The organism is Defluviicoccus vanus, assembly GCF_014672695.1.
Taxonomy (GTDB): Bacteria; Pseudomonadota; Alphaproteobacteria; order Rhodospirillales; family Defluviicoccaceae; genus Defluviicoccus; species Defluviicoccus vanus.
This window is the reverse complement of record NZ_CP053923.1, coordinates 1332834-1357063: the sequence shown is the minus strand read 5'-3', so window position 1 is coordinate 1357063 and position 24230 is coordinate 1332834. Positions and strand designations below refer to the sequence as shown.

Genomic DNA, 24230 nt, shown 5'->3' with positions numbered 1-24230 from the left:
CAGGGCGAAGCGGTTAACGACAGTCAATCGCCGGCGACGCCGAGGTTTCGCAGGTCAAGGCGGCCAATGCCCTGCAGGACCTGAAAGCCGGCACGCAGCGCGTCGCCCTGGGCGATCACCAGATTAATCCGGGCGTTGTAGACCTCGTTCTCGGCATCGAGGACATTGACCACGGTCTCGCGCCCGGCTTCGCGCAGTTTGGCGCGGGCGTCAAATACCTCGCCGGCGATGGCCACGGCGTTGTTGAGCAGGTCGATCCGCTCCCGGGCGGTGGTCATTTCGCTCCAGGCGAGGCGCGTCTGCTCAATGACCTTGCGGGTAACGAGCTCGTGGTTGCGCAGGCTCCCCTGGTACTCCGCCACCGCCTGGGAAACGTTGGCATCGGTGGCAAAGCCGTTGAACAGGTTCCAACTCGCCTGCACCACCACCGACATGTCGACGGAGGTGCCGCGGACGAGGTTGTTATCGTTTTCGCGATTGGCGCTGCCGATCACGTCGAGGCGCGGATAGTAGTCGGCACGCGCCAAGCGCTGGTGTTCGCTCGCCACCTCCGCGGTCGCCAGGCTGGAGTCGATCGCCGGATTGTTCTCACGCGCAATCTCTATCGCTTCGCCGAGGTCGGCGGGCATCAGCGCGTCCGGCAGTTTCGGCTGGCTCATGCTGCGCACGTCGGGGGANTGGCCAAACACCTGGATGTAGCGCGTCACCGCGTCGGCAAAGCCGCCCTCGAAAGCCACCCGCCGTTCCTTCGCCAGCTGCAGGCGTGACTTGGCTTGCAGCACGTCGACGGCGATGCCGGCACCGCGCTGGACGCGCTCGTCCTCCAGGTGCAGTTGCTGCATGATCGTCCGCTCGCTGTCGCGGGCGAGAGTGATCAGCTGGCTCTGCCGCAGTGCCTCGATGTAGGCCTCAATGCCGGCGTAGATGACGTTCTGCCGCGTGCCGGCCAGGGTGGCGTTGGCCGTCTCCAGCGAAAGGCGGGCGCTGCGAACGTTGGCCGGGGTGGCGAAGCCGTCGAAGATATTCTGCGTCACCCGGCCGCTCACCACCTGCGACGTGGAGAACCAGGTGCCACCGTCATCTTGTTCGGTTAGCGGGCTCTGGATGTATTGCGGACCGGTGGCGCCAAGAACGTCAACCTTCGGCAGGTAGCCGGCAAAGGCCTTGCCGATGCCGGCGTCCGCCGCCTCGACACCTTTCTCGCGGGCGAGGATTTCAGGATGGGATTGCACCAGTTCGCGCAGTTCCACCTCAACCGTCTCGGCGCGTGCGGACCGGCAGGCAACGCCGCCGAAGACAGCGACAACGCATAAGCTGATCGCCACGAAAAGGCGCAACGCCCCCTTCTCCTCGTTGCCGCGTGACGCGCGCGTGGTTCTTGGGAAGCGGAACAAGACTAGCGATATTCCCCCTACGGGTCAAAGTGTATGGACCCGAAAAGGGAGTTATTTTGCCGTCTTTGGGTAGTATTGCCGCAGATAAGGCCAGTCAGCCCATGCGCACGGCGACCCTCAGCCAACCCCGTCCGCAGCGGTGGCGATGCGAAGCCTCTGTAACGGCAAGACGGCGCTTGCTTGACAAAGGAGGCAAGAGAACAAATGATAAACATCTGCGTTGAACAGCAACGGCTAGCAGATAGTCCTCATCGGTTGCCATGCCCGCGTCGCGTGAACCCGGATTCGCCCCGCCTGACGGCCTGCGCTGGCTGTATGTTGATTTCAACAGCTATTTCGCCAGCGTGGAGCAGCAGCTCGAGCCGCGCCTGCGTTGCCGTCCGGTCGCCGTCATTCCGGTGGACACCGACACCACCTGCGCGATTGCCGCCAGCTACGAGGCCAAAGCGTTCGGGGTCAAGACCGGCACCCCCGTCTATGAAGCGCGGAAAATGTGCCCGGGGCTGATCTGCGTCCTGGCGCGGCATGAGCGCTATACCGAGTTTCACCACCGCCTGATCGAGGAGATCGACCGCCATCTTCCGGTGACCGCCGTCTGTTCCATCGACGAGATGGCCTGCCGCCTGATGCAGAACGAGAGGGCGCCGGAGCGGGCGATGGCCATTGCCGGGTCCATCAAAGCCGGGATCGCCAGCAATGTCGGGGCGTATGTCCGCTGCTCCATCGGCCTTGCCCCGAGCAAGTACCTGGCCAAGGTTGCCACCGATCTGCAGAAGCCGGACGGGCTTACCGTCCTGATGCGGGAGGACCTGCCGGAGCGATTGTATGCGCTGGAACTCCGCGACCTGCCGGGCATCGGGCGCAATATGGAACGCCGGCTCAACCGGGCGGGCATTTACGACCTGCGGACGCTGATGCGCTTTTCGCCCAAACACCTGCGTGCCGTCTGGGGCAGCCTCTTGGGCGAGCGGATGTGGCTTTACCTGCGTGGCTATGACCTGCCGGACCCGGAGACCGATCGCCGCAGCGTCGGCCACAGCCATGTGCTCGCGCCCGAGATGCGGCGCCCCGAACAGGCGCACATCATCGCCCGCCGGCTGACGATGAAGGCGGCGGCCCGGCTGCGGCGGATGCGCTACTACGCGGACAGGTTTTCGCTGTCGGTGCGGATCGAGAACGGCCCACGCCTCGCCTCTGCCGCCGGCTGCGCGCCGGCCCAGGACAGTTTCCTTTTCTTGAGCCTGCTGGAGCAGCTCTGGCAGGCGATGCTGGACCAAGGCGGGCCGAGGAGAGTGAAGAAAATCGGCGTCATGTTGCACGGGCTGGTGCCGGAGGGCGACGTGCACATCCAGCCCGATCTGTTCGCGCCGGCCGCGCCGTTGGCGATGCGGCAAAAGCAGCGTGAGGAGATATCGCGCGCCATCGACAGGCTGAACCAGAGGTTCGGCAGGGACACCGTGCTGCTCGGCATGACGGGCAATCAGGATCAATCCGCGACCGGCACCAAGATCGCCTTCACCCGCATCCCCGATATGGAGGAGTTCCTGGAGTAGCCCGTCGCGTAACCATCAAGCCGAGCGTGGCCGCGCGGTCCAAGGCGAGCCGTGGCGTGGAGCGGCTGCGGCGAGGGGGACAACTCGCCGGGAGCGGGGGCGCTATCACCGCCGGGAGCAAGTGGTGGCGGATGTCGTCATTTGTCGTCTTTCGTCGTCATCCGTCGTCAGGCCGCGGCGGCGATGTCGTCATTTTCCGGCCGGATGTCGTCACGATGTCGTCAGGGCGTTGTCCTCGTGTCGTCATTTCCCCCGGCCGATGGCGCACAAAGCATAGGAAATATATCACATGCCGTTCGCCGACGCAACGTTGCCCGCAGCGGCGGAAAGGTTGATCAACCAATGCCCCGAGCCGTTTGCGGCTAAACGAGTTTCGCTAATTGCGACGATTGCCAGCATCGAAAAGTGGACGCCGGAACCGCCGCAGTCAGCACCAATGGAGACGCTGCCAACGTCGTTGCGGCAAGCCTTGCGTTGGAAACTGTGAACGGTATCTACGACAACTTAACCCGTTGGGGTGGACGGCCCCGCGGCATCTGGTGCCAAGGTTCGCTGTCGAAGTGAACAGGAGCCGTCCATGACCGAGCTTACCCGCATTGCGATCGACACGTCCAAGTCCGTCTTCACCCTGCATGGCACGGATGCCGACGGGCGGGCGGTGCTGCGACGCAATCTGCGCCGCCAGGACATGGTGCCATTCTTCGCGCGCCGACCGCCGATGGAGGTGGTGCTGGAGGCCTGCGGCGGCTCGCATCACTGGGGCCGTGTGCTGGCTGGGCTCGGCCACACGGTGCGGTTGATCCCGCCGCAATACGTCAAACCCTTCGTCAAGCGCGGCAAGAACGATCGCAACGATGCCGAGGCGATCAGCGAAGCCGCGGCCCGGCCGGAGATGCGCGAGGTCGCGGTCAAGTCGGCGAGGCAGCAGGCCAACGCGATGCTGCTGTCGGTGCGCGAGCTCCTGGTGCGCCAACGCACGCAGCTGGTCAACGCGCTGCGCGGACACGCGGCCGAGTTCGGTCATGTCGGCCGCCTTGGCCGCCAAGGCGTGGCAAAGCTGCTGGCCGACGTCGCCGAGGACGCGGAGCTGCCGACGCCGGCGAAGGACGCATTGGCGTTGCTGGGCGCCGAGATCGGTCGGCTGGATGCGCGGCTGGCCGAGGTCGACGCCCGGCTGGTGGCGCAACACAAACAGACGCCAACCAGCCAGATGCTGGCGGAGGTGCCGGGGATCGGGCCGATCGGCGCGCTGAGCCTGGTGCTGCGGGTCGACTTCAGCCAGTTCAAGTCGGGGCGGCATTTCGCCTCCTGGCTGGGGCTGACTCCGCGCGAGCATTCCACCGGCGGCAAGACGCGGCTGGGCGGGATCAGCCGCGCCGGCGATGAGCGGTTGCGCCAGCTGCTGGTGCTGGGAGCAACCGCGGTGATCAGGCAGGCCAAGCCGGGAAAGGCCTCGGCGTGGCTCATCGCTTTGCTGGCAAGGCGGCCGCGCAAGCTCGCGGCGGTCGCCCTGGCCAACAAGATGGCGCGCATCGTCTGGGCGATGATGACGCGCGGCGAGGCGTATCGCCAGCCGGCCACCGCCTGACCACTCTTTGATGCCAAGGGTGCAGGGCTGAGGAAGAGAGATGCTGATCGGTCGAGCCGACGATCCACAGAACCCGGGTAGCCCGGTGGCCATCAAGGCCGCTAATCCGTTTGGGCGTGGATCGCGGAACCCATCTGGGCCAGCGGACATCGTGCCGCGCAAAACAGGCCGGACACACGACTGCCATCGCACCAGATCAGATTTTCTCCCCCTCACCCCTTGCACCCAGGGGGCCGTCCACACACGGGCCACGCGAGCTTGGGGCTTGCCTTATCGGTGGTCGCGGCGACGAACGATAGGATCGCCTGCTTAGCGGGACCTTCGTTCCACGAGGCGAGCGGATCATCCGCCGCGCGCGCGGGCACGACGAGCAGCAGCATTGCGCAGAGCGCGAACGAACAGCCGACAGCAAATTTGCCAGACCGCTGTTTCATCAGTGCGTCCTCCAAAAAGAGCGGGCGGCCCCCGCAGACCGCCCGCTTGCTCAAGTCATACTCTTCTCAGCCGGCTAGTCGCTCGGGTGACCAGCCTTCTTCATCTGATCGAGGATTCCGCTGAGGTTGTAGGTCTCCGGAGCCTGCAGCGGCGGGAATTCTTTGTAGGACTCGAGTTCTTTGAACCACATCTGCTGGCCGATCGGCAGCATGTTCCAGTCATAGATATAGGCGGTCACCGGGCCGCCGATTGCACCGCCGAGGCCCATTGCCGTCTTCTGGTTGAGGCCGACCGCCTGCTCGAACGGATCGCGCTTGATGTTCTGCACCAGAGTCCAGTGGTAGGGGATCAGCGGCAGGAGCCAGCCCTCCGCCCCGGGTTGCGCCATGGTGTAGGACATCTTCCAGTTCTTGTAGCGGACCGCCGACGGTGTCGCGCCAGAGTAGTAGAAGAAGTAGTCGCGTGCCGACTTCTCCGATTTGCCTTCAAGGAAATCCGCTTGGTCGAAGCCGTCGAGCGTGGTCTTGACGATTCCGGGGTACTTGCCGGCCTCGATCTGTTTCTTCAGCCCGTCTCCCTTGGGACCACCCGCGATGTCGACGAATGTGGGCAGCCAGTCGAGGGCGGCGAACATCTGGTTTGTCCACACGCCCGGCTTGATGTGCCCCGGCCAGCGGACGACCTGCGGCGCGCGGTAGCCACCTTCCCAGGCCTCGCCCTTCTGCCCCTTGAACGGGGTCACTCCGCCATCAGGGAAGCTGATGGCCTCGGCGCCGTTGTCGGTGGTGAAGACGACGATGGTGTTGTCGAGCTGCCCCATGTCCTCCAATTTTTTCAGCACGTAGCCGATGTTATCGTCCATCTGCTTCATGCCGGCTTCGTTGATGCCCCAGTCCTTGCCGCCCGGCTCACCCACCATCGCCATGTACTTGTCCGAGAGCACGGTGCTGACGTGCATGCGCGCCGGGTTGTACCAGACGAAGAACGGCTTGCCCGTCTTCTTCGGATCGTTGCGGTCGAGGAAGTCGATGACCTTGGCCGAAATCTCCTCGTCGATTGTCTTCGACCTATCGAGCGTCAGCGGGCCCTCGTCCTTGCAGGTCTGGTTCTTCATCGTGCCGTCGGAGGACGTGCACCAGATGACCGGGCGCGGCGGCGTCAGGCAAAGCGTCGTCCTCGGATCGACGGCGCCGGGGACCTCGGGAAGACCCGGGACCGGCGTGTTCTTGCATGGCGGCGCGATGCCCTGCTCGGTCGGGCTCTTGTTGATGTCGGGGAAGCTCACCTGTTGCATTGCGTCGAGGTGGTAGAGGTAGCCCCAGTATTCCTGGAAGCCGTGCGCGGTCGGTAGCGCCTCGGTGTGGTCGCCCAGGTGGTTCTTGCCGAACTCGCCGGTGGTGTAGCCGAGATCGTACAGGAACTTGGCCACCGCCGGGGTTCCCGGCCGCAGCCAGGACGGGCTGCCCGGCAGCTGCGGCGGGATCATGCCGGTGCGCAAGGGGTACATGCCGGTGAAAAAGGCATTGCGCCCGGAGGTGCAGCTCTGCATCGCGTAGTAGTCGGTGAACGCCATGCCCTCCCGGCCGATCCGGTCGATGTTGGGCGTCTCGCCGACCATCACGCCGCGGTGGTAATAGCTCGGCTGCATCCAGCCGATGTCATCGCCCATGATGAACAGGATGTTCGGCTTCTTCTCCTGCGCCGCCGCCGGTCCTGGCAGCGCCGCCGCGATCACACCCGCGGCGAACGCCGCCGCCACGCCGCCCGCGAACCGGGCCGTCGCCCTCTGTAACCTTCGCCGTTCCATCGCTCTCGCTTCCTCTCCTGTTAAGTAAGAAGCATCTGCGCGGTCCGCTGGCAGCAAACCGTAGTCTGGATTAAGCTAGCGAAATCCGGGGTAACACGCCACGAAGGAAGTTCCCGCATTTCGCTTCGCGCATGCGGGCTACCGGTCGTGATCGGTGCCATTGTGGACGCGAGCGGGATCGGTGCCGCGATGTCTGTTGCTGGGATATTCCTGCCCTTATGGAAGTTTGCGGGGAGTTTGCCTGTGCTGCGTCAACACGTCTTTGGCCTCCCGTAGCCGCCGCCGGGGTTTCGATCACCAGGGTGTCGCCGGGGCCGACCTCGATCTGCGCCGCCGCCAAAGCGGCCCATAGGCTGCCACCCTCACGTGCTAGCAGCGACATCTGTGAACCCTTGCCGTGTTTCGTACAGCATCTTGATCCGCCGCCAGCCCCCATGCATCAAACCGTTCCAGAACCGAATCAGCCTGGTGGTTGTCATCGCTTCGTCGCGTGGCTATCTTCGGTTTGGCAGACACGCGCGCCACCTTGTGGTGGCAAGGGCGGTGGCTGATGCCGATCAGGACAATCGGTGGCGGGGAAAGGGGTACGTATTTGGATTCGGCAGCAGAGGCCCCTGCAAAGGTTAAAAACATCCCCAAGACGGCAAAGGTATTTTACCTGCACATCGAGAAGACAGCGGGTAACTCAGTCGGCGAATACCTTCTGTCCTTGTTTCCCGAAGAGGAAATTTGTCCAGCGGCTTATGCAGGCATTTGGGATTACGAGCCGACAAAGGTAGAGCAGTATCGATTATTTCACGGCCATTTTTATCACGATTTTATCGATGCGTTCCCGGGACCGAAGATCAAGCTGACGATGCTGCGTGAACCCTGCAGTCGGATCGTATCGCTCTATGATTTCTGGCGGTCGTTTACCTGGGAGCATATTCGGACCAATCTTCCGCCTATCAATGGGCCGGCGCTCGCCAAGTCATGCAGCTTCGCCGAATTTTTGCGCATACCCGACGTTCTGCCACGCTGGGGTGTTTCCAATGTGTCTTGCCGGCAAATTCTCGGGCGTGAATATCAGCAACTGGAAGGGGAGCCGGACACCGCCCTTGCCCAATGTATCCGGCGGCTGGAGACGTTTGACTGGGTCGGGATTACCGAAGATTACCAGAGGTCGATGTTTCTGCTGGCGCATGTCCTCGGCGCCCCCGAGCCGCCTGTGGAAACGCGGCTAAACCGCACCTACCACGCGGATGCGGACGGAACCGAAGCTGTCGCGAAGACTGTACCCTCTGCCGAGGACCTCGCCTTGCTGCAGACGCTGAACACCCTCGATACGGCGCTCCACGATCATGCCCGGCAGATGCTGGAACGGCGATATGCCGCAGTGGTCACCGACCGGGTTACGCCTACGCCGCCGCCGCGACGCTCAAAGTGGAATTGGCGGCGTTTCTGGGCTGGCTGAGGCCTCTTCCCCCAGGCGGCGGACATCGGGAGCGCGCCTTCGGCGGCGCATCGACGATCGGTTCAGGGCGCCAGCCGCTACCAGCCGTAGGAGACCACCGTGCCGCCAAAGAACTGGTTGGCGCTGCCGCGGGCGTCCTTGCCATCGACGATCGGGCTGTCCTTGGCATCATCGACCATACGGGTATAACGGCCGATCAGCGACAGCTTCCAGTGCTCGGTGATGTCGTAGTCGACAACGCTGAGCAGACCCGTCTGGTAGAAACCCGAGTTGGCGTTGTGCTGGCTGAGGCCGCTGTCTCGCGACTGGACCGCGTTCACGCCGAAGTAATAGCCGTTGTAGTTCCCCGAGCCCCAGGTTCCGAAGCCGCGCAAGCCCAGCCGCCAGCTATCGGACAGGCGCTGGGCAAAGTTGAGCTGCGGCTCGATGGTGTAGCCGTCGTTGGCGCCGGCCACGTCGCCGACCATTTCCAGCGCCGGCGTCAGCCGGGCCTGCGGGACGCCGATCCCCGGCACCACAAAGGCATAGCCGCCAGTAGCGCCGAGCATCAACGCGTTGGCCTGGCACTTCATGTCGTTCACCCGGCTATCGTTGGCATTGCAGCGATCGCCGCGGATGAACTTGGCGGTGGGGCCCAGTCGCCAGTTCGGCGACGGGATGACGTTGGAGAACAGGTAGGTGCCGGTGAGGTTGACGTACTGCGGTCCCTTGTAAGCGGTGAGCTGTGGTATCGGCACCGCCTCATAATCGTCGGATCCCATATAATCGGGTCGCAGCCCGACACCGAGGCCGACGCGGAACCGCCACTCGTCGGCGGTCGCCGGTGCGGCGGGCCGCTCTGCGTTTTCGGGTGCTTCGATCGGCCCGGCGTCAAGGCCGACGTCCTGCGCCACCGCCCGCTGCGTCGTTGCCGTCGTCAGCGCGACGAGCAGCGACAAACCCAGTGCCCGGGCGAGCATACCTGCAGCTCCCACACCCAAGCCGCTCGCGCCATCATCCCTCATCACCACGTCTCCGCTCTGTTTGTACACAACGACCGGGGGGGAGCCTGCCACTAACGCCGACGCAAGGGCAAGGCCGCTGTGGTCATACCGGCGTTGCAGGATCTCTCAAGCGGCGGCCTTGGCCGCGGCCGCCGCGGTGCCAGAGCGACGTGCCAGATGCCGAACCCGTCGAGAATCGGGCGGCCGACGGCTCGTGGCCGCCGCCGTAATCGACGCGAAGTTGTCGTCGGCGAGCACCATCTCCGACGCCTCCTTGGTGACCTCGGTACCCTTTATCCCCATCGCCACGCCGATGTCGGCTTTCTTGAGCGCCGGGGCGTCGTTGACGCCGTTTTCATGGTGAGGATATGGACGTGGTGGGTCAGCCGGTCGAGCAGCAGCCGGTGCGCGAGAGCGGCCACGGTAAACATCCGCGGCCGGATCTACAGCGTGCTAGCAGGCCAGCGGCTCGGCATCACCGATGTCGATGACGGCATCTGGCTCGCCACCTTCATCCGCTACGATCTTGGATATATCGACCTGGAGCAACGGACCCTGCAAACCATCGACAACCCGCTCGGTACGAGGCTGTCACCCATGTCTCAGGGCCGGACAATGGGCAAAATGGCTCCGGAGGAGGGATTCGAACCCCCGACCAAGCGGTTAACAGCCGCTTGCTCTACCACTGAGCTACTCCGGAACGGAAACTGGAGGCGCGGACCGGATTCGAACCGGTGTACACGGCTTTGCAGGCCGCTGCGTAGCCACTCCGCCACCGCGCCAACTTGACCATACCGCACCAGACAAGTCCGGATCGGCGGTACGATGACGATGACGCCCCAGCGACCGGCAGAACATACGCAGCGTCCGCGAAAGCGTCAACCCAATCGGCGCGACGACATAACCATTCGCGCCCTCGCAATGACCAGACGCGCCCACGCGATGAATTGTCTCGCCGTCAAAGGGCGTGTATAAGCAGCCGCGGTTGCCGAACGATGCCGTCCCCTCAATCCTGGCAGAGCGCGCGAAATCGAAGATGGACTACGCTGCGGTACGTCGCAAGATGGTTGAAAATCAGATCCGCACCAATCGGGTCAATGATCCGCTGGTCGTCGAGGCTCTCGCCGACCTGCCACGCGAGGTGTTCCTGCCGGAACCACTGCGCGGTATCGCTTACGTTGACGAGGACATTCCCGTTGGCGGCGGTCGCGTGCTGATGGAACCGCTTGCCGGCGCCTTGATTCTGCAGGCCGCCGAAATCACTCCGAGTGATGTGGTGCTCGAGGTTGGCTGTGGCGTTGGCTACAACGCGGCGTTGGCGGCGCGACTGGCAAGCACGGTCTTCGCCCTGGAATCGGATCCGCTGCTTGCCGCGCGGGCGAGAGAGACACTCGCCGCGCTCGATGTCCTGACCGTTTCCGTCGTCGAGGGACCGCTGCCGATCGGCCACCCGGCGCAGGCTCCCTACGATGTGATTATCTTTGGTGGAGCCGTGCCGGAGGTTCCCGAGGCCATCCTTGCACAACTGGCGGAAGGAGGGCGATTGGTCGCTGTCGTTGCCGATGCGAGCGGCCGGGGCAAGGGAACAATCTTTCTCAAGACCAATGGTGTCATCTCGCGGCGGGTGGCCTTCGACGCCGCGGTTCCACTGTTGAGCGAATTTATTCCGGCGCCGACGTTTCGCTTCTAGTTTGCATCGGCCCTCGGCGCTGCGAGGAGCCGCGGGGAATGCCAGTCCGGCCTCGGCGCCGAGCGGTGTTCACCCGAGTTCTGAAGAGGCACTGCTGTGGGCAACGAGCTTGCATTCCATCAACGTCCGCAAGTGGCGGGGCAGCGACGATCGACACTTCGGCCCATTCTGCCTCTCGTCTTTGCCGCCCTGTTCACCACTGTTCTCACACCGGCGGCTAACGCGGAGACTCTCGACGAGGCGCTGGCGCTTGCTTACGGCAACAATCCGCGCCTCGAGGCGCAGCGGGCACAGTTGCGTGCCACCGATGAACAGGTACCGCAAGCCCTAGCCGGATGGCGGCCATCGGTTCGCGCGAGCGGCAGCATCGGTCAGGCATACCAGAACGATACCCAGCGCTATCAGACCCGCAACGGCAACCAGTACATATCGCAGTCGACGACGCTGGAGCCCAATTTCGTCGCGGGTGAAATCACTCAGCCGCTGTTTCGCGGCGGCCAGACGCTGGCGCAGACGCGGGCGGCAGAAAACAACGTCCGCGCCGATCGCGCCCGGCTGGTCTCGGCCGAACAGACGGTGCTGCTGGATGCGGCAACGGCCTTCATGGACGTTTACAGCACCCAGACTCAGCTCGACCTGACCATCAAGAACGAACAACGCCTGATGCGACAATTGGAGGCCACCCGCGATCGCTTCCAGGTTGGTGAAGTGACTCGCACCGACGTTTATCAGGCGGAGGCGCGGGTGGCGCGGGCAACCGCGGAGAGGATCCAGGCAGAGGGTCGACTGGAATCGGCGCGTGCGGACTATCGCAGCGCCGTTGGTCGCTCGCCCGGCTCCCTCACCCGGCCATCACTTCCCGACGGCCTGCCGAAGACGCAAGATGATGCGCTGGACATGGCGCTCGGTGGTAACCCGGACGTGCACGCCAGGGCCTATGATGAGCGCAGCGCGCTTGACTCGGTGGATACCGTCCGCGGGCAATTCATGCCGACGATCAACGTGGTCGGCCGGATCGAACGCGACTACGAGAGCTTTTACGAGGAGCGGGAAACCGTAACCTACGAAGCGCTCGTCCGCATGGACGTGCCTCTCTACACCGCGGGGACGACGTTTTCGCAGTACCGCCAAGCGAAGCAGACCGTCGCCTTGCGGCGGCGTCAGTTGGACGCGGTGGAGCGGGAGACGGTGCGTCAGGCCACCGATGCCTGGGCGCGGCTGGAGACGGCGAGAGCGGCCATCGTCTCGCGCCAGAAACAGGTGGAAGCCAATCAGGTGGCGCTCGAAGGGGTGCAACGCGAAGCGGAAGTCGGTGCGCGGACCGTCCTCGATATTCTCGATGCCGAACAGGAACTTCTCGATTCGCAGGTCACTCTGGTGCAGGCGCAACGCGATGAACTGGTCGCTGCCTATCAGCTGAAGGGCTCGATCGGTGAATTGACGGCGCAACGTTTGCGCCTGGATGTGCCCTTTTACGATCCGACGGAGCACTATCGTGAGGTCCGCGGCTCGTGGTTCGGAACCGGCAGTTCCGGCGACATCAGTGGCGATTTTGCACCCGCAGGCTCGCCGTCAACGCGCTAGACGGTGGTTGATCCGGGTGGGGTGGCGGGACATCTCTTGGTGGAGGCGGAAGCGATGACCGAGGATGACGCGAAAACTGCTGCCGCTGCTGCCGCTGCTGCCGAGCCCTCGATGGAGGATATTCTCGCCTCGATCCGGCGTATCCTTGCCGAAGATGGCGCCGCGCCGGCTGCAGGTGCGACGCCAGGACATGCGCCAGCGCCGCGGCCGCGGCGCGACGTGGGCGTTGCCGACAAACGGCGCGATGCCCGCCCGACAGCGACGCTGGATCCATTCGAATCGAAGCCTTCGCCGGCGATCCCGCCGCGGTCAGTCTCGTTTGCCGACGACGTGTTCGGCAGCTCATTCGGCCACACCGACGAGCAAGACGTCTTCGTGCTGACGCCGGCGATGCGGATCGAGGTAGCGGCGGGCTCCATCGGCGGCGAGCGGGTCGTCTCCGATCGAACCTCGGCAAACGGCACCGACGTGCTGGCGCAGCTGGCGAGCGCGATCCTCGATCGCCGCGACATTGCCGTCGCTGCCCGCGAGGTGACGCTTGAGGGCATGGTTCGCGAAATGCTGCGGCCGCTGTTGCGCGAATGGCTCGATCGTAACCTGCCTTACCTGATCGAACGCCTCGTCAAGCGGGAGATCGACCAGATGATCAATCGCGCCGAACGGCTGGAAGATTGACCGCGTCGCACTGCGCCGGGTAACAACCGCCTGTGCGGACGACGGCGTCCGCGCGCTGTTGATCCGGGGTAGCTCGTCGCATGTTAGAGAAGACCTTCCAATTCCGCGAGGTGGAAGCGCGGTGGTACGCCGCGTGGGAACAGGCGCAGGCCTTTGCCTGCGGTGACCGCCCCGATGCGCTGCCCTACACCATTGTCATTCCGCCGCCGAACGTAACCGGCAGTCTGCATATGGGCCACGCCCTCAACAACACCCTGCAGGACATCCTGGTCCGCCGGGCGCGGATGGCCGGCCGCGATGCGCTCTGGCAACCGGGCACCGACCATGCCGGTATCGCCACCCAGATGGTCGTCGAGCGCCAACTGGCCAAGGACGGCAGGAGCCGCCATGACCTCGGCCGCGACGCCTTTATCGAGCGCGTCTGGGAGTGGAAGGCGGAATCGGGCGGCACCATCATTGGCCAGCTTCGCCGGCTGGGGGCGTCGTGCGACTGGTCACGCGAACGCTTCACCATGGACGAGGGCCTGTCGGCGGCGGTGCGCAAGGTCTTCGTCGATCTGCACAAGGCGGGGCTGATCTATCGCGACAAGCGGCTGGTCAACTGGGATCCGCTGCTGCAGACCGCCATCTCCGATCTGGAGGTGGAGCAGCGCGAGGTGAAGGGACACTTCTGGACCTTCCGCTATCCGGTGGAAGGTGAAGCCGACACTTTCATTTGCGTGTCCACCACCCGTCCGGAGACGATGCTGGGCGATACCGCCGTCGCCGTGCATCCCGACGATCCGCGCTACCGGCATCTTGTCGGCCGCAATTGCATCCTGCCCATTGTCGGCCGGCCGATCCCCATCGTTGCCGACGAGCACGCCGACCCGGAGAAAGGCACCGGCGCGGTCAAGATCACCCCGGCGCACGATTTCAATGACTTCGAGGTCGGCCGTCGCCATGGCCTTGAGATGATCAACGTCCTCGATGCCCGCGCGGCGCTGAACGACAACGCCCCGGCGCAATACCGGGGGCTCGATCGCTACGAGGCGCGCGACGCCATCGTCGCCGAAATGCAGGCGCTGGGCCTTCTGGATAAGATCGAAGACCACGTGCTGATGATGCCTTACGGTGACCGCTCTGGCGTCGTCGTCGAGCCGTGGCTGATGGACCAATGGTTCGTCGATGCCGGCAAGCTGGCATTGCCGGCGATCGCCGCGGTGGAGGACGGACGCACCCGCTTCGTGCCGGAGCAGTGGACGCGAACCTATTTTGAGTGGATGCGCAACATCCAGCCGTGGTGCATCTCACGGCAGATCTGGTGGGGGCATCGCATCCCGGCGTGGTACGGGCCAGACGGAACGATCTTCGTCGAACTGACCGAGACCGAGGCGGAGGCTGCCGCGGCGCGCCATTACGGCCACCCGGCGCCGCTCCGCCGGGAAGACGATGTGCTCGATACCTGGTTCTCCTCGGCGCTGTGGCCGTTCTCGACCCTTGGCTGGCCGGAGCAAACGCCCGAAGTCGCCCGCTACTACCCCACCGACGTGCTCGTCACCGGGTTCGATATCATCTTCTTCTGGGTGGCGCGGATGATGATGATGGGGCTGCACTTCATGGGCGAGGTGCCGTTCCATACCGTCTATATCCACGCCCTGGTCCGCGACGAGAAGGGCCAGAAGATGTCGAAGTCGAAGGGTAACGTCATCGATCCCCTCGAGCTGATCGAGACCTACGGCGCCGATGCCCTGCGCTTTACCCTCACCGCGCTCGCCGTGCAGGGGCGCGACGTCAAGATGTCGGCGAGCCGCGTCGAGGGCTATCGCAACTTCGCCACCAAACTGTGGAATGCGGCGCGCTTCTGCCAAATGAACGGGGCAAAACCGGTCGCCGACTTCGATCCGCGCGGCTGCCGCGAGACCGTCAACCGCTGGCTCGTCGGCAAGGTGGCGGATGCGGCAATGCGGGCGACCGCCGCCCTCGACGGCTACCGCTTCAACGACTATGCCGGCGCTCTCTACCACTTCACCTGGGGCACCTTCTGCGACTGGTACCTCGAATTCGCCAAACCGATGCTGCTTGGCGGCAGTGCCGCGGCGCAGGCGGAAACCCGCGCCATCGCCGCCTGGGCGCTCGACCAGATTCTGCATCTGCTGCACCCGGTGATGCCGTTCGTCACCGAAGAACTGTACCAGCAGCTCGACGATCGCGGCGGCAACTTGCTGATCCGTCAGCCCTGGCCGGTCTTCGATCCCACCTGGATCGACGCGGCTGCCGATGCCGAGATCGACTGGGTGGTGCGGCTGATTACGCTGGTGCGTGGCGTCCGCGCCGAGATGAACGTGCCGCCAGGGGCGCGGATTCCCTTGTCGCTGCGCGACGCGGACACGGCAACGGCCGCCCGTTTGGCGCGCTACCGCGAGCTGATTCTGGCGCTGGCGCGGCTGCAGTCGGCCGAGGTGAGCAGCGGTGGCATACCCAAGGGCGCGGTCCAGGATGTTCTCGACGGGACGGCGGTGCTGTTGCAGGTGGCCGACGTGATCGACATCGCCGCCGAACAGGCGCGCCTGGCCAAGGAAATCGGCCGGCTCGACGGCGAGATCACCCGGNTGGATCGCAAACTCGCCAACGCCGGCTTCCTCGCCAAGGCTCCGGCGGAGCTGGTGGAGGCGGAACGGGAGAAGCGGGCGGAGGCGATCGTCGCCCGCTCGCGCCTGGAGGAAGCCGCCCGCCGGCTGGCGTCCTTGTGAGCCGGTGACAACAGCACCGATGGCCGGCAGGCAGCGCATGGTGCATCGAGAGGGGCCGCGGCGTGGCGTCTGAGCTATTGAAGAAGCTGCTGATCGTCCTCGCCGTCATCCTGTTGGCGGCGTGGCTGGTCATCTTTCTGCGGCTTCTGCTGCAACTTCTCGGCTGACGTTAGGCGCCAGACCGGGCGATCTTCAGCCGGCGGTCTGCCGGCGAAGCGGCGTTTGTTGCCACGGGCTGATTAAGGCCTTTCAATTTTCCCCCCTTAATGGGTACACTGATTGGGGTATTAATCCCCAATACCGGGGTTGGCCGTGCGGCAACCGGCTACGCCTCGCGTTGGTGAAGGTTCGAGATGTCATGGCTGTGGTTGGGAAATTAGCGCGAACGGTTGCGATCGCTGCCGTTCTGGTTGCCGGCGTCGTCGCTTCGCCGGCAATCGCCGAGGATCTGCGCGGCGTACCCATCATTATCGATGGCGACACGCTCGATATCGACGGCACCCGCGTCCGCCTGGCCGGCATCGATGCCCCGGAATCGAAACAGCAATGCGAGGTTTCCGGGACAGCCTGGGCCTGCGGTGCGGATGCCAAGCTGATGCTGGTCAACGCAACGCAAGGCCGTGAGATCGAATGCCGCGGCGCGAAGCGGGATCGTTACGGCCGGCTGATCGGCGTCTGCTACGTGGGCGAGACTGATCTAAATGCGCTGATGGTGCGCGGCGGCTGGGCGCTTGCCTACCGGCAATATGCGATGGATTACGTCGGTGACGAGACCGATGCCCGCGCCAACGGGCGCGGCATCTGGCGCAGCCAGTTCGTCGAGCCGTGGGAGTGGCGGCATGCCAAGCGTCAAGCCCGCTGAGCTGCTTTCCGCTGACGCCAAGATCGGGGCCGAGTTCCCTGCGGAACCCATCGGCGTACCTGCCGGGCTGGCCGACTGTGTCGGGGCTGAGGTCGAAGCCATCGGCGTCCCTGCGGACGCGGAGTCACTGCTGCAGCGCCATGGCCTTAAGCTGGCAAGCCGGGTCGCAACCGATGGTGAGGCGGTGTACATTGTTAGCGGTGACACCCATCCGCATCGCCATCTGCTGCGCGAGTCCGGTGGCCGTTGGGATGCGGTCGCGCGGGTTTGGCTGTTCAGAGGGACCGATCCTGCACCGCAACTGCAGGCGCGGCTCGGTAATACCCAGCCGGTCGTCGGTTTCGCGGATGCCGCCGCGGCGATCGCCCTGGGGCTGGCCAACCGGCCGCACTATTTAGGGCATCGGCAGCGACTGCGTGATCGGTTCCTTGCCGGCGACGAAACCGCGCTTCCCGACTATGAATTGATGGAATTGCTGCTGTTCTTCAGCATTCGTCGCATCGACACCAAGCCGCTGGCCAAGGCGCTGCTCGCCCGCTTCGGCAGCCTCGCCGGTGCGGTCAATGCCTCGGTCGAGCAACTGCAGGAATTCGACGGCGTCGATCATTTCACCATCACCTTGTTCAAGGCGGTGCGGGTGCTGGCGGCGCGGCTGGTGCGCGAAGATCTCACCGAGCGGCCGCTCCTCGACAACTGGGACGCCCTGATCGCCTACCTGCGGGCGACCATGGCCCATCGCATGGTGGAGCAATTCCGCTTGCTGTTCCTTGATCGCCGCAACGTCCTGATTGCCGACGAAGTGCAGCAACAAGGGACAATAGACCATACGCCGGTCTACACCCGCGAGGTGGTCAAGCGGGCGCTGGCGCTCGATGCCTCGGCCTTGGTCATGGTGCACAACCACCCGAGTAACCATCCGGCGCCGTCGAAGCCCGACATCGAGATGACCAAGCAGGTGCGGGAGGCGCTCGACCGGGTTGGTATCGTCCTGCACGACCATCTGATCATTTCCCGCCGCGGTCACACCAGCTTCCGTCAGATGGGCATCATCGGCCGCTGAGGGCGATGCGCGCGCTGCCGCATCGCCCGCTCTGTTGCCCTACCGTTACCAGCCCGGATTGCCATACCCCCAGGCACCCCAATCCATGTCGGGGGACGCTTCGGCATCCAGCGCCGCTTCCTGATCGGCGACGGCAATCTCGCGCTGGACGGAAAGCTTCTGGTAGGCATCATAGTTGGCCTGATTGCCCACATACAGGCAGCCGCAGTCCTTGGCGTCGGCATAGAGGAAGTAGATGGTGCCGTCCTTGGTGCGGGACAGGATTTTCTCCTGCTTCATAGCCTGCAGTTGGGCGAGCTTTGTCGGCGAGTCGGGCATTTTCATCTTGAAGCCGGCTGCCGCCAGCAGTTTTTCGGTTTCCTCGGTCTCCTGGCGTTCGATGCTGGAGCAGGCGGTCATTGCCCAGGCGCTGCCCACCACCACCCGACTGCGACCGCACGTTTCGTGCCCCTACGCACTTTCATCCTGTCCTCCATTGACGATTCGATTGCCCCAAACCGGCTAGACTTCATACACGCGGACCAATGGTAAACTCAATCGGAGAAGCACGCGCTATCGTGAACCGGTTTATGCTGTCTGCATCCGACTGCATACCCATCTGACCGAACGAGAGCATCATTGACAGGAAAAATGCCATGCGGATCGACATGACGGGACGGCGCGCGGTGGTGAGTGGTTCGACCGGCGGCATTGGCTTCGCGATTGCCAAAGGTCTGGCCGCGGCAGGTGCCAGCGTTATCCTCAACGGCCGCGGTGAGGCGCGGGTGGCCGATGCGGTGACGCGGCTCCGCGACGAGGTTGTCGGGGCCGATGTGAGCGGGATCGCCGCCGACCTGGGCACCGCCGACGGAGTTGCGACCTTCATCGTCCAAGCGCCGCGGGCGGACATTCTGATCAACAACCTCGGAATCTTCGAGCCGAAGCNNCCTTTCGCCGACATCGGCGACGAGGACTGGGAGAGGTTCTTCCAGATTAACGTCATGTCAGGGGTGCGAATGTCGCGTCACTACCTGCAGGGGATGGTCGCCCGTCACTGGGGCCGCATCGTTTTTATTTCGTCGGAGTCCGGGGTGAACATTCCGGTCGAGATGGTTCACTATGGCATGACAAAGACGGCGCAGCTCGCTGTTTCCCGTGGCCTTGCCGAAACTCTTGCCGGCACTGGCGTGACGGTGAATTCGGTATTGCCGGGGCCAACCCGTTCCGAGGGGGTGATCGAGTTTTTGGGCAAGATGGCGGGCGAAGGCGGCGGCAGTCTTGCGGCGATCGAAGCCGCGTTCATTGCCGAACACCGGCCCACATCGCTGATCAAGCGGCTCGCAACGGTGGAGGAAGTGGCGAACATGGTCGTCTACGTCTGCTCCGAGCAGGCTTCGGCCACCACCGGCGCGGCGCTCCGGGTGGAAGGCGGCCTGCTGCGAGGTGTCGTCTAGCCGGCATAGCGACTTGACATACGGGGGCCGTGTTTGCTCCGCTGCTACAAACGGGGCAAGCAGGGCCGATGGGAGGCGTCATGGCAGTGGCGAGAACCCTTGACGATGTCGTCGCACAGCTGAAGAAAAACAAAGCCAGGAACAGAAGCTGTGCGCTGCTGATGGGTGCGGGCTGTTCGGTGCAGGCCGGCATCCCGCTGGCGCGGGGTTTCGTTGAGGAAATTCGTCAACGCTATCCAGGCGATTATGAGCACGCGGCGGAGAAGACCTACCCGCATTGCATGGCGGAACTCAGCAGCGCCGACCGCCACGACCTGATCAGCGAGTTCATCGACAAGGCAAAGATCAACTGGGCGCACATCTCCATCGCCCAACTGATGCGGGGCGGCTACGTCGATCGGGTGCTGACCACCAACTTCGATCCGCTGGTGATGCGGGCTTGTGCACTGGTCAACCTGTTTCCTGCCGTCTACGACATGGCGGTGGTTCGCGATGGCTTCCTGTCGGACTTCGTCCGCGACCGCGCCGTCTTTCACCTGCATGGCCAGCGTGACGGCTTCGTCCAGTTGCACCGGGAAGAGGATGTGGAGGCGCTGGCCAAGGTCATCAAACCGCTGTTCGATGATACGGCGCACGATCGAACGTGGCTGGTGGTTGGCTACTCCGGCGCCAACGATCCGGTTTTTCGCGTCCTGGCGGATCGGCCGCATTTTCCCAATCGCCTGTTCTGGGTCGGCTATCGCAGCGACCCACCGTCGGCGGCGGTGAAGGCGGCGCTGCTCGATACGGCGAAGGATGCCTACTGGATTTCCGACTACGATCCCGACAATTTTCTTGTCCAGCTGGCGGCGAAACTGGGGTGTTTCCCGCCCGGATTCTTCGCCAAGCCCTTCAGCCATCTGCTCGAGTGCTATGCGACACTGGCCGGCTTTCGCCTGCCGGGCGAGGAGGTGGACCTCGACTGGGCGGCGCGGGCGCGGGGTTGGATCCGCGACGCAATCACTCGGTTTGAAGATGCGGTGGTACCCACGCCGCCGCCGCCTGCTGCGCCGGCCGCCCCGGGGCCGTTCGGGATCGCCATCGCGCTCAGACCACTGCAAGACCGCGTCGTAGTCAAGCAGGTCGAAGGTGAGGAAAAGGCCAAGGGCGGCATCATTATTCCCGACACCGCAAAAGAAAAGCCGCAAGAAGGGGAGGTGATCGGAATCAAGGATGATGGTGAAGACCTCCTTATCATGAAGTCGGCGCTGGAGTCGCTGGGACTGGACGCCGCCGAGCCCGGCCCCACCGACGTGGTCGGCGAGGCGTGGACGGCGTTGATCACCGGCGACTACGACAAGGTGTTGGCGCTACGGGCCTCGGCTGCTGCGCCGCACCTGAACGGTCTCGCCGTACCGATCACCGGGGCCTATTTCGGCAGGGCCAAGAGCTTGAGCCGCCTTGCCCGGACCAAGACAGGAGCGGAAGCCGAAGCCCTGTTTCAGGAGGCCGTGGAGACCTATCAGCGCGCGCTGGAGATGAAGCCGCAGGATCACGTCTCCCTCGCCAACCTCGGCAATACCTTTTTCCGCTGGGCACAAACCAAAGAGGGGACGGCGGCGGCGGACCTGCTCGCCAAGGCAGAGGACATGCTGACTCAGGCCGAGGCGATTCGCCCCGGCGTTGCCGCCTATCGGCTGGCGCGCGTCGCCGCCTTTCGCGGCGAAGTGCAGAAAAGTCTCGACTGGCTCGCTGTCGCCCTCGATCACCAGACGCTGCCGTCGCGTGCCTATCTCGAAAACGATGCCGAGCTGAATGCGGTTCGTGCCAATCCTGGCTTCCAGGCGTTTCTCGATCGCCTTGAGGTGGGGTGAGTGCCGCCGGCGCACGGCGATTGCCGATCCGGCTGCCGGAGGCTAAGACCATCCGCAGGCAAGCTGATAGTTCACGGCCAGGACAGGAGACGTTGAGGATGCGTTGCCCCCATCGCGTAGTATATGGCGCTGTGCTTGCATTCTCGCTGCTGCTCAGTGGGGAGGCAGGCCTAATGGACGCACGCGCCGATGACACGGACGCCAATCCGTCATTCGAGACGTTTGCCACCTTGCAGCAGGCGCCAGGCAACATCGCGATCACCCCCGACGGCCGGATCATCGTCAGTCAGCACCAGTTCTACAATCCGACCTATCGGGTGGTCGAAGTGCTTGCCGACGGCAGCACGAGGCCCTTTCCCAACGCGGAGTGGGCGAGCGCACCCGGGCCGGACGGCATCGGCATGCAGGCGGTGCTGGGCATCCACAGCGATCCGGTGGGGGTGGTGTGGATGCTAGATAACGGCTCACAGCCGCCAAGGCTGATCGGCTGGGACACGCGCACCGATCAGTTGGCGCGGGTCATCCCGATCCCGGCGCCGGCGTCGGTGGAAGGATCGTTTCTCAACGACTTTGCCGTCGATATGACCAACGGCGCCTTCTACATCGCCGACTTCGGCCAGGGCGCGCACGGTGGTGCCATCGTCGTCGTCGCGGCGGAAACGGGGCAGGCGCGGCGGCTGTTGGCCGGCCATGCCAGGACCAGCGCCGAAGACGTGGCGATGATGATCGACGATCGGCCGGTGCGGGCAAGGCAGGCGAACGGCGAGATCGTCGAATCGCGCGTCGCGGTCAATCCGATCACCATCGACGTGGCCAACGAGTGGGTCTATTTCGGCGCGATGCACGGGACGTCGCTCTACCGCGTGCGCACCGCCGATCTGCTCGATGCGTCGCTCGATGAGTCGCAGTTGGCGCAGCGGGTGGAGCGGTTCGGCCCGAAGCCACCCAGCGACGGCATCTCCATCGACAACGCCGGCAACGTCTACGTCACCGACGTGCAGGCGAGCGGCATCGGCGCGACAACAGCGGACGGCCAGTATCAGTTGCTGTTCAGCGATGCGGAAAAGGTGAGTTGGCCCGACGCCATCGCCGCCGGCCCCGACGGCTGGATGTATGTCACCGTCAACAAACTCCACCGCACACCGCAGCTCAACGCCGGCGTCAACGACGCGTCGCCTCCCTACTACATCGTCCGCTTCCAGCCGCTCGCCCCGGTGAGTGTGGGACGGTAGGGGGCAATATCCCAGGTGCGTCGTTTCATTCATTCTTTCGCGGATGTCCGCTGTCCTTCGGACAGCGAGCCGTGGTAGCCCGGATGAAATCCGGGGAGCCCGGCCCCGCTACCGCGGAAGGGTTGGAGGCATGCTGCGGCCGAAGGGGGTGCCGATCCGACGGACGTTTCGATCGCGACGGCACAGCCGCGTGTCCCGAATTTCATCTGGGCTACGGCTTTCTGGCAGCCTTGGCTGACGTTGGCGGGCGACTTTGCCAACTCCACAACACCCCGACCTGCTTGCGGATAATCTTCTCGTCTTCTCGCCCCATACTCCAATGTCAACGCTCGTAGACTACATTCCCCCTCCCCCAACCTGTCAGCTTGGATCTTATTGGATACGATTATGCTCCCACTTCAGTGCCCGGGATTTATGGAATTTTCGTTTTCGTATACTTCTGCCCACTCATATCGATAAGGGTCATCGTCTCGTCCGAGATGTCGACTATTTTGTCGACATAGACCTTATCGAGGGGAAAAGTAGGTGGATTCATCTTGTTTACCTTGCTGTAAAGTACACCGTCTTTAATCCACCAAGTACCTTCCCCCGACAAAAGCATATCCCGCTTTTCTGATGTTGAGTACGCCACTCCCTTATAGCCCCCGCCCTGCGAAAAAGTGGCAATCGTGTATGGCGATATTCCCTCGGACCATGAGCCAACGATTTTTTCCCTGAGCACTTCGTCCTTGGTTGGTTCCTGCCGGGGAGTGCGGCCAGCGCAATCCAGCTCGGTCACCTTGATCGTGCCGATGGCACCGCTGCCCCTGCCGACGTAGACCCACTCGATTGTCGCCCCGGAGGCGAGCGCGGGGCGAAGCGCGGGGCGATTGCACGCGTTGCTGGTCATCGCCGCCCGCATCGACTCTGGGATCTGCGCCGCATCGACTGTCACGTCGAAGACGAACCGCAACGTCGCTCCCTCCGCCTCGATGCGCCGCAGCGTCGTCACCGAGTCGACTTTCTCCGGCGTGCGGACCATTTCGGCGACACGACGCAACGCCGGTTCCAGCCCTTGCTTCTCAATCATCGCCGGCAAGTGTGCCCACACTTCGTCCCCGCTCGGCGCTGTACTTCGATTGCAAGGAAGGCAGCCATGGTAGCCAACAGACCACAGACCACTCCGCGTCTGCCCCTCAGCGCGACAGCCCAGGCTCCTCCCGCCGCGGCGTCATCCTTGGATGGTCTGAAGAGCAAAATCAAGTTGGCGACGGGAGCGAAGGCGAGGACGGCATATCCTCGCGTCCCGTAAGCGTCCTGCGACCGCGCCATGGCGACGACGCCGTAGAGAAAGCCGAAGACCAGCAACCGCAACATGTCAATGAGCAGGATTGCCCAGAGAAGGCCGGCCGCCGCCATTTGCGGCTGCGCCAGCTGGACTGACTCGACGACTGCGGAGGCGAGTAGCAGCAGCGCCGACAACGCAAAGTAGGGAGCGCGTTGCAACCGGCCGACCTCCGTCCACACCAGCGCCGCCACCGTCCCGCCCAGGACGACTGCCCCCGAGCCGGTGAGATAACGAACAGTGTAGCCTTGCTCCAAGAAGCGATAAGCGAGTTCTTCCAACATGTCTTGCCCCCCTGCTCCGGGTCGACCTCGCACCCAACGCCTAGTTTAGCATCGTACAAGTATCGCTCCTTTTCCCCTCACGCGCTATATACGAGAAAAGCATATCAGATAACGTATATTATAGGTTGTTCTGACGGCGCATCGGTGGTCGACTGAGTGCGAGGGGCGTGGTGGCACGAGCGCTGCTCAGAGGTCGCTGGAATGGGGTTGCTGCCTGCTCGACGGCCGCCGAGATGCCGAGAGCATCCAACGAGCAACCGGCGAACGCGCTTGCCTTTCGTGCGCCAT

19 protein-coding genes, 2 tRNA genes and 1 pseudogene are annotated in these 24230 nt (G+C 64.0%); 12 read left to right on the top strand and 10 right to left on the bottom strand.

Translation table 11 applies throughout. The features are described from left to right. Positions 1-23: 23 nt before the first annotated feature. Entirely contained in the window at positions 24-1232 is a 1209-nt protein-coding gene (locus HQ394_RS06135) for a TolC family outer membrane protein (protein WP_456151545.1), read from the bottom strand. Positions 1233-1654: 422 nt separating this feature from the next. Here HQ394_RS06135 and HQ394_RS06130 point away from each other — a divergent pair, with 422 nt between their 5' ends. Together HQ394_RS06130 and HQ394_RS06125 are read left to right on the top strand one after the other, a co-directional pair. After that, positions 1655-2947 (top strand): Y-family DNA polymerase, encoded by a 1293-nt coding sequence (locus HQ394_RS06130; RefSeq protein WP_190262529.1) that lies wholly within the window; start codon positions 1655-1657, stop codon positions 2945-2947. Positions 2948-3524: 577 nt separating this feature from the next. After that, entirely contained in the window at positions 3525-4535 is a 1011-nt protein-coding gene (locus HQ394_RS06125) for an IS110 family RNA-guided transposase (RefSeq protein ID WP_190262528.1), read from the top strand. Between the two features lie 212 nt (positions 4536-4747). Here HQ394_RS06125 and HQ394_RS19650 read toward each other — a convergent pair whose 3' ends face one another. Then, a complete protein-coding gene (locus HQ394_RS19650; RefSeq protein WP_223291893.1) occupies positions 4748-5023 on the bottom strand; it encodes a hypothetical protein in 276 nt (91 codons plus the stop codon). 20 nt (positions 5024-5043) lie between these two features. Next, positions 5044-6729, bottom strand: coding sequence for an arylsulfatase (locus HQ394_RS06115; RefSeq protein WP_223291892.1), 1686 nt, complete (start codon positions 6727-6729; stop codon positions 5044-5046). A 640-nt stretch (positions 6730-7369) separates the two neighbouring features. Here HQ394_RS06115 and HQ394_RS06110 point away from each other — a divergent pair. Continuing rightward, entirely contained in the window at positions 7370-8230 is an 861-nt protein-coding gene (locus HQ394_RS06110; RefSeq protein ID WP_223291891.1) for a sulfotransferase family 2 domain-containing protein, read from the top strand. A 77-nt stretch (positions 8231-8307) separates the two neighbouring features. On the opposite strand, the gene HQ394_RS06105 is transcribed toward HQ394_RS06110, so the two are convergent. The 4 genes from HQ394_RS06105 to HQ394_RS06090 form a co-directional block, all read right to left on the bottom strand. Then, positions 8308-9234: a MipA/OmpV family protein gene (locus HQ394_RS06105; RefSeq protein ID WP_190262526.1), complete on the bottom strand. Its 927-nt coding sequence runs from the start codon at positions 9232-9234 to the stop codon at positions 8308-8310. Between the two features lie 105 nt (positions 9235-9339). Beyond that, the gene (locus HQ394_RS06100) at positions 9340-9522 is read right to left on the bottom strand and encodes a hypothetical protein (protein ID WP_190262525.1); all 183 of its coding nucleotides are present in this window, start codon (positions 9520-9522) and stop codon (positions 9340-9342) included. Between the two features lie 316 nt (positions 9523-9838). Beyond that, a tRNA-Asn gene (locus tag HQ394_RS06095) sits at positions 9839-9913 on the bottom strand. Positions 9914-9921: 8 nt separating this feature from the next. Beyond that, a tRNA-Cys gene (locus HQ394_RS06090) sits at positions 9922-9995 on the bottom strand. A 203-nt stretch (positions 9996-10198) separates the two neighbouring features. On the opposite strand from HQ394_RS06090, the gene HQ394_RS06085 reads away from it, so the two are divergent. The 6 genes from HQ394_RS06085 to radC all read left to right on the top strand — a co-directional run bounded on the left by HQ394_RS06085 (position 10199) and on the right by radC (position 17816). Next, the gene (locus HQ394_RS06085; RefSeq protein WP_223291890.1) at positions 10199-10903 is read left to right on the top strand and encodes a protein-L-isoaspartate O-methyltransferase family protein; all 705 of its coding nucleotides are present in this window, start codon (positions 10199-10201) and stop codon (positions 10901-10903) included. Between the two features lie 96 nt (positions 10904-10999). Next, positions 11000-12487, top strand: a complete 1488-nt coding sequence (locus tag HQ394_RS06080; protein WP_190262524.1) for a TolC family outer membrane protein — start codon at positions 11000-11002, stop codon at positions 12485-12487. Positions 12488-12490: 3 nt separating this feature from the next. Further along, a complete protein-coding gene (locus HQ394_RS06075) occupies positions 12491-13162 on the top strand; it encodes a DUF2497 domain-containing protein (protein ID WP_190262523.1) in 672 nt (223 codons plus the stop codon). 80 nt (positions 13163-13242) lie between these two features. Further along, a complete protein-coding gene (locus tag HQ394_RS06070) occupies positions 13243-15894 on the top strand; it encodes a valine--tRNA ligase (RefSeq protein ID WP_190262522.1) in 2652 nt (883 codons plus the stop codon). A gap of 358 nt (positions 15895-16252) precedes the next feature. Further along, entirely contained in the window at positions 16253-16756 is a 504-nt protein-coding gene (locus HQ394_RS06065; RefSeq protein ID WP_190262521.1) for a thermonuclease family protein, read from the top strand. Next, positions 16734-17816, top strand: coding sequence for a RadC family protein (radC, locus tag HQ394_RS06060; RefSeq protein ID WP_190262520.1), 1083 nt, complete (start codon positions 16734-16736; stop codon positions 17814-17816). Before HQ394_RS06065 ends, radC begins: the two co-directional genes overlap by 23 nt. A gap of 45 nt (positions 17817-17861) precedes the next feature. Here radC and HQ394_RS06055 read toward each other — a convergent pair whose 3' ends face one another. After that, on the bottom strand, positions 17862-18233 hold the full coding sequence (locus tag HQ394_RS06055) for a hypothetical protein (protein WP_190262519.1): 372 nt from the start codon (positions 18231-18233) through the stop codon (positions 17862-17864). A 218-nt stretch (positions 18234-18451) separates the two neighbouring features. Between HQ394_RS06055 and HQ394_RS06050 the strand changes: the two genes are divergently transcribed. The 3 genes and pseudogenes from HQ394_RS06050 to HQ394_RS06040 all read left to right on the top strand — a co-directional run bounded on the left by HQ394_RS06050 (position 18452) and on the right by HQ394_RS06040 (position 22334). Further along, positions 18452-19249, top strand: a complete 798-nt coding sequence (locus tag HQ394_RS06050) for an SDR family NAD(P)-dependent oxidoreductase (protein ID WP_190262518.1) — start codon at positions 18452-18454, stop codon at positions 19247-19249. Between the two features lie 1079 nt (positions 19250-20328). Continuing rightward, a pseudogene (locus tag HQ394_RS06045) lies at positions 20329-20472 on the top strand (co-chaperone GroES); the annotation flags it as partial. Between the two features lie 803 nt (positions 20473-21275). Further along, positions 21276-22334, top strand: coding sequence for an SMP-30/gluconolactonase/LRE family protein (locus tag HQ394_RS06040; RefSeq protein WP_190262517.1), 1059 nt, complete (start codon positions 21276-21278; stop codon positions 22332-22334). A gap of 412 nt (positions 22335-22746) precedes the next feature. Here the strand turns inward: HQ394_RS06040 and HQ394_RS06035 are convergent, their stop codons facing one another. Both HQ394_RS06035 and HQ394_RS06030 read right to left on the bottom strand, forming a co-directional pair. Further along, positions 22747-23412, bottom strand: a complete 666-nt coding sequence (locus HQ394_RS06035; protein ID WP_223291889.1) for a hypothetical protein — start codon at positions 23410-23412, stop codon at positions 22747-22749. Next, a complete protein-coding gene (locus HQ394_RS06030) occupies positions 23400-23942 on the bottom strand; it encodes a hypothetical protein (protein ID WP_190262515.1) in 543 nt (180 codons plus the stop codon). Before HQ394_RS06030 ends, HQ394_RS06035 begins: the two co-directional genes overlap by 13 nt. Positions 23943-24230 lie beyond the last annotated feature (288 nt).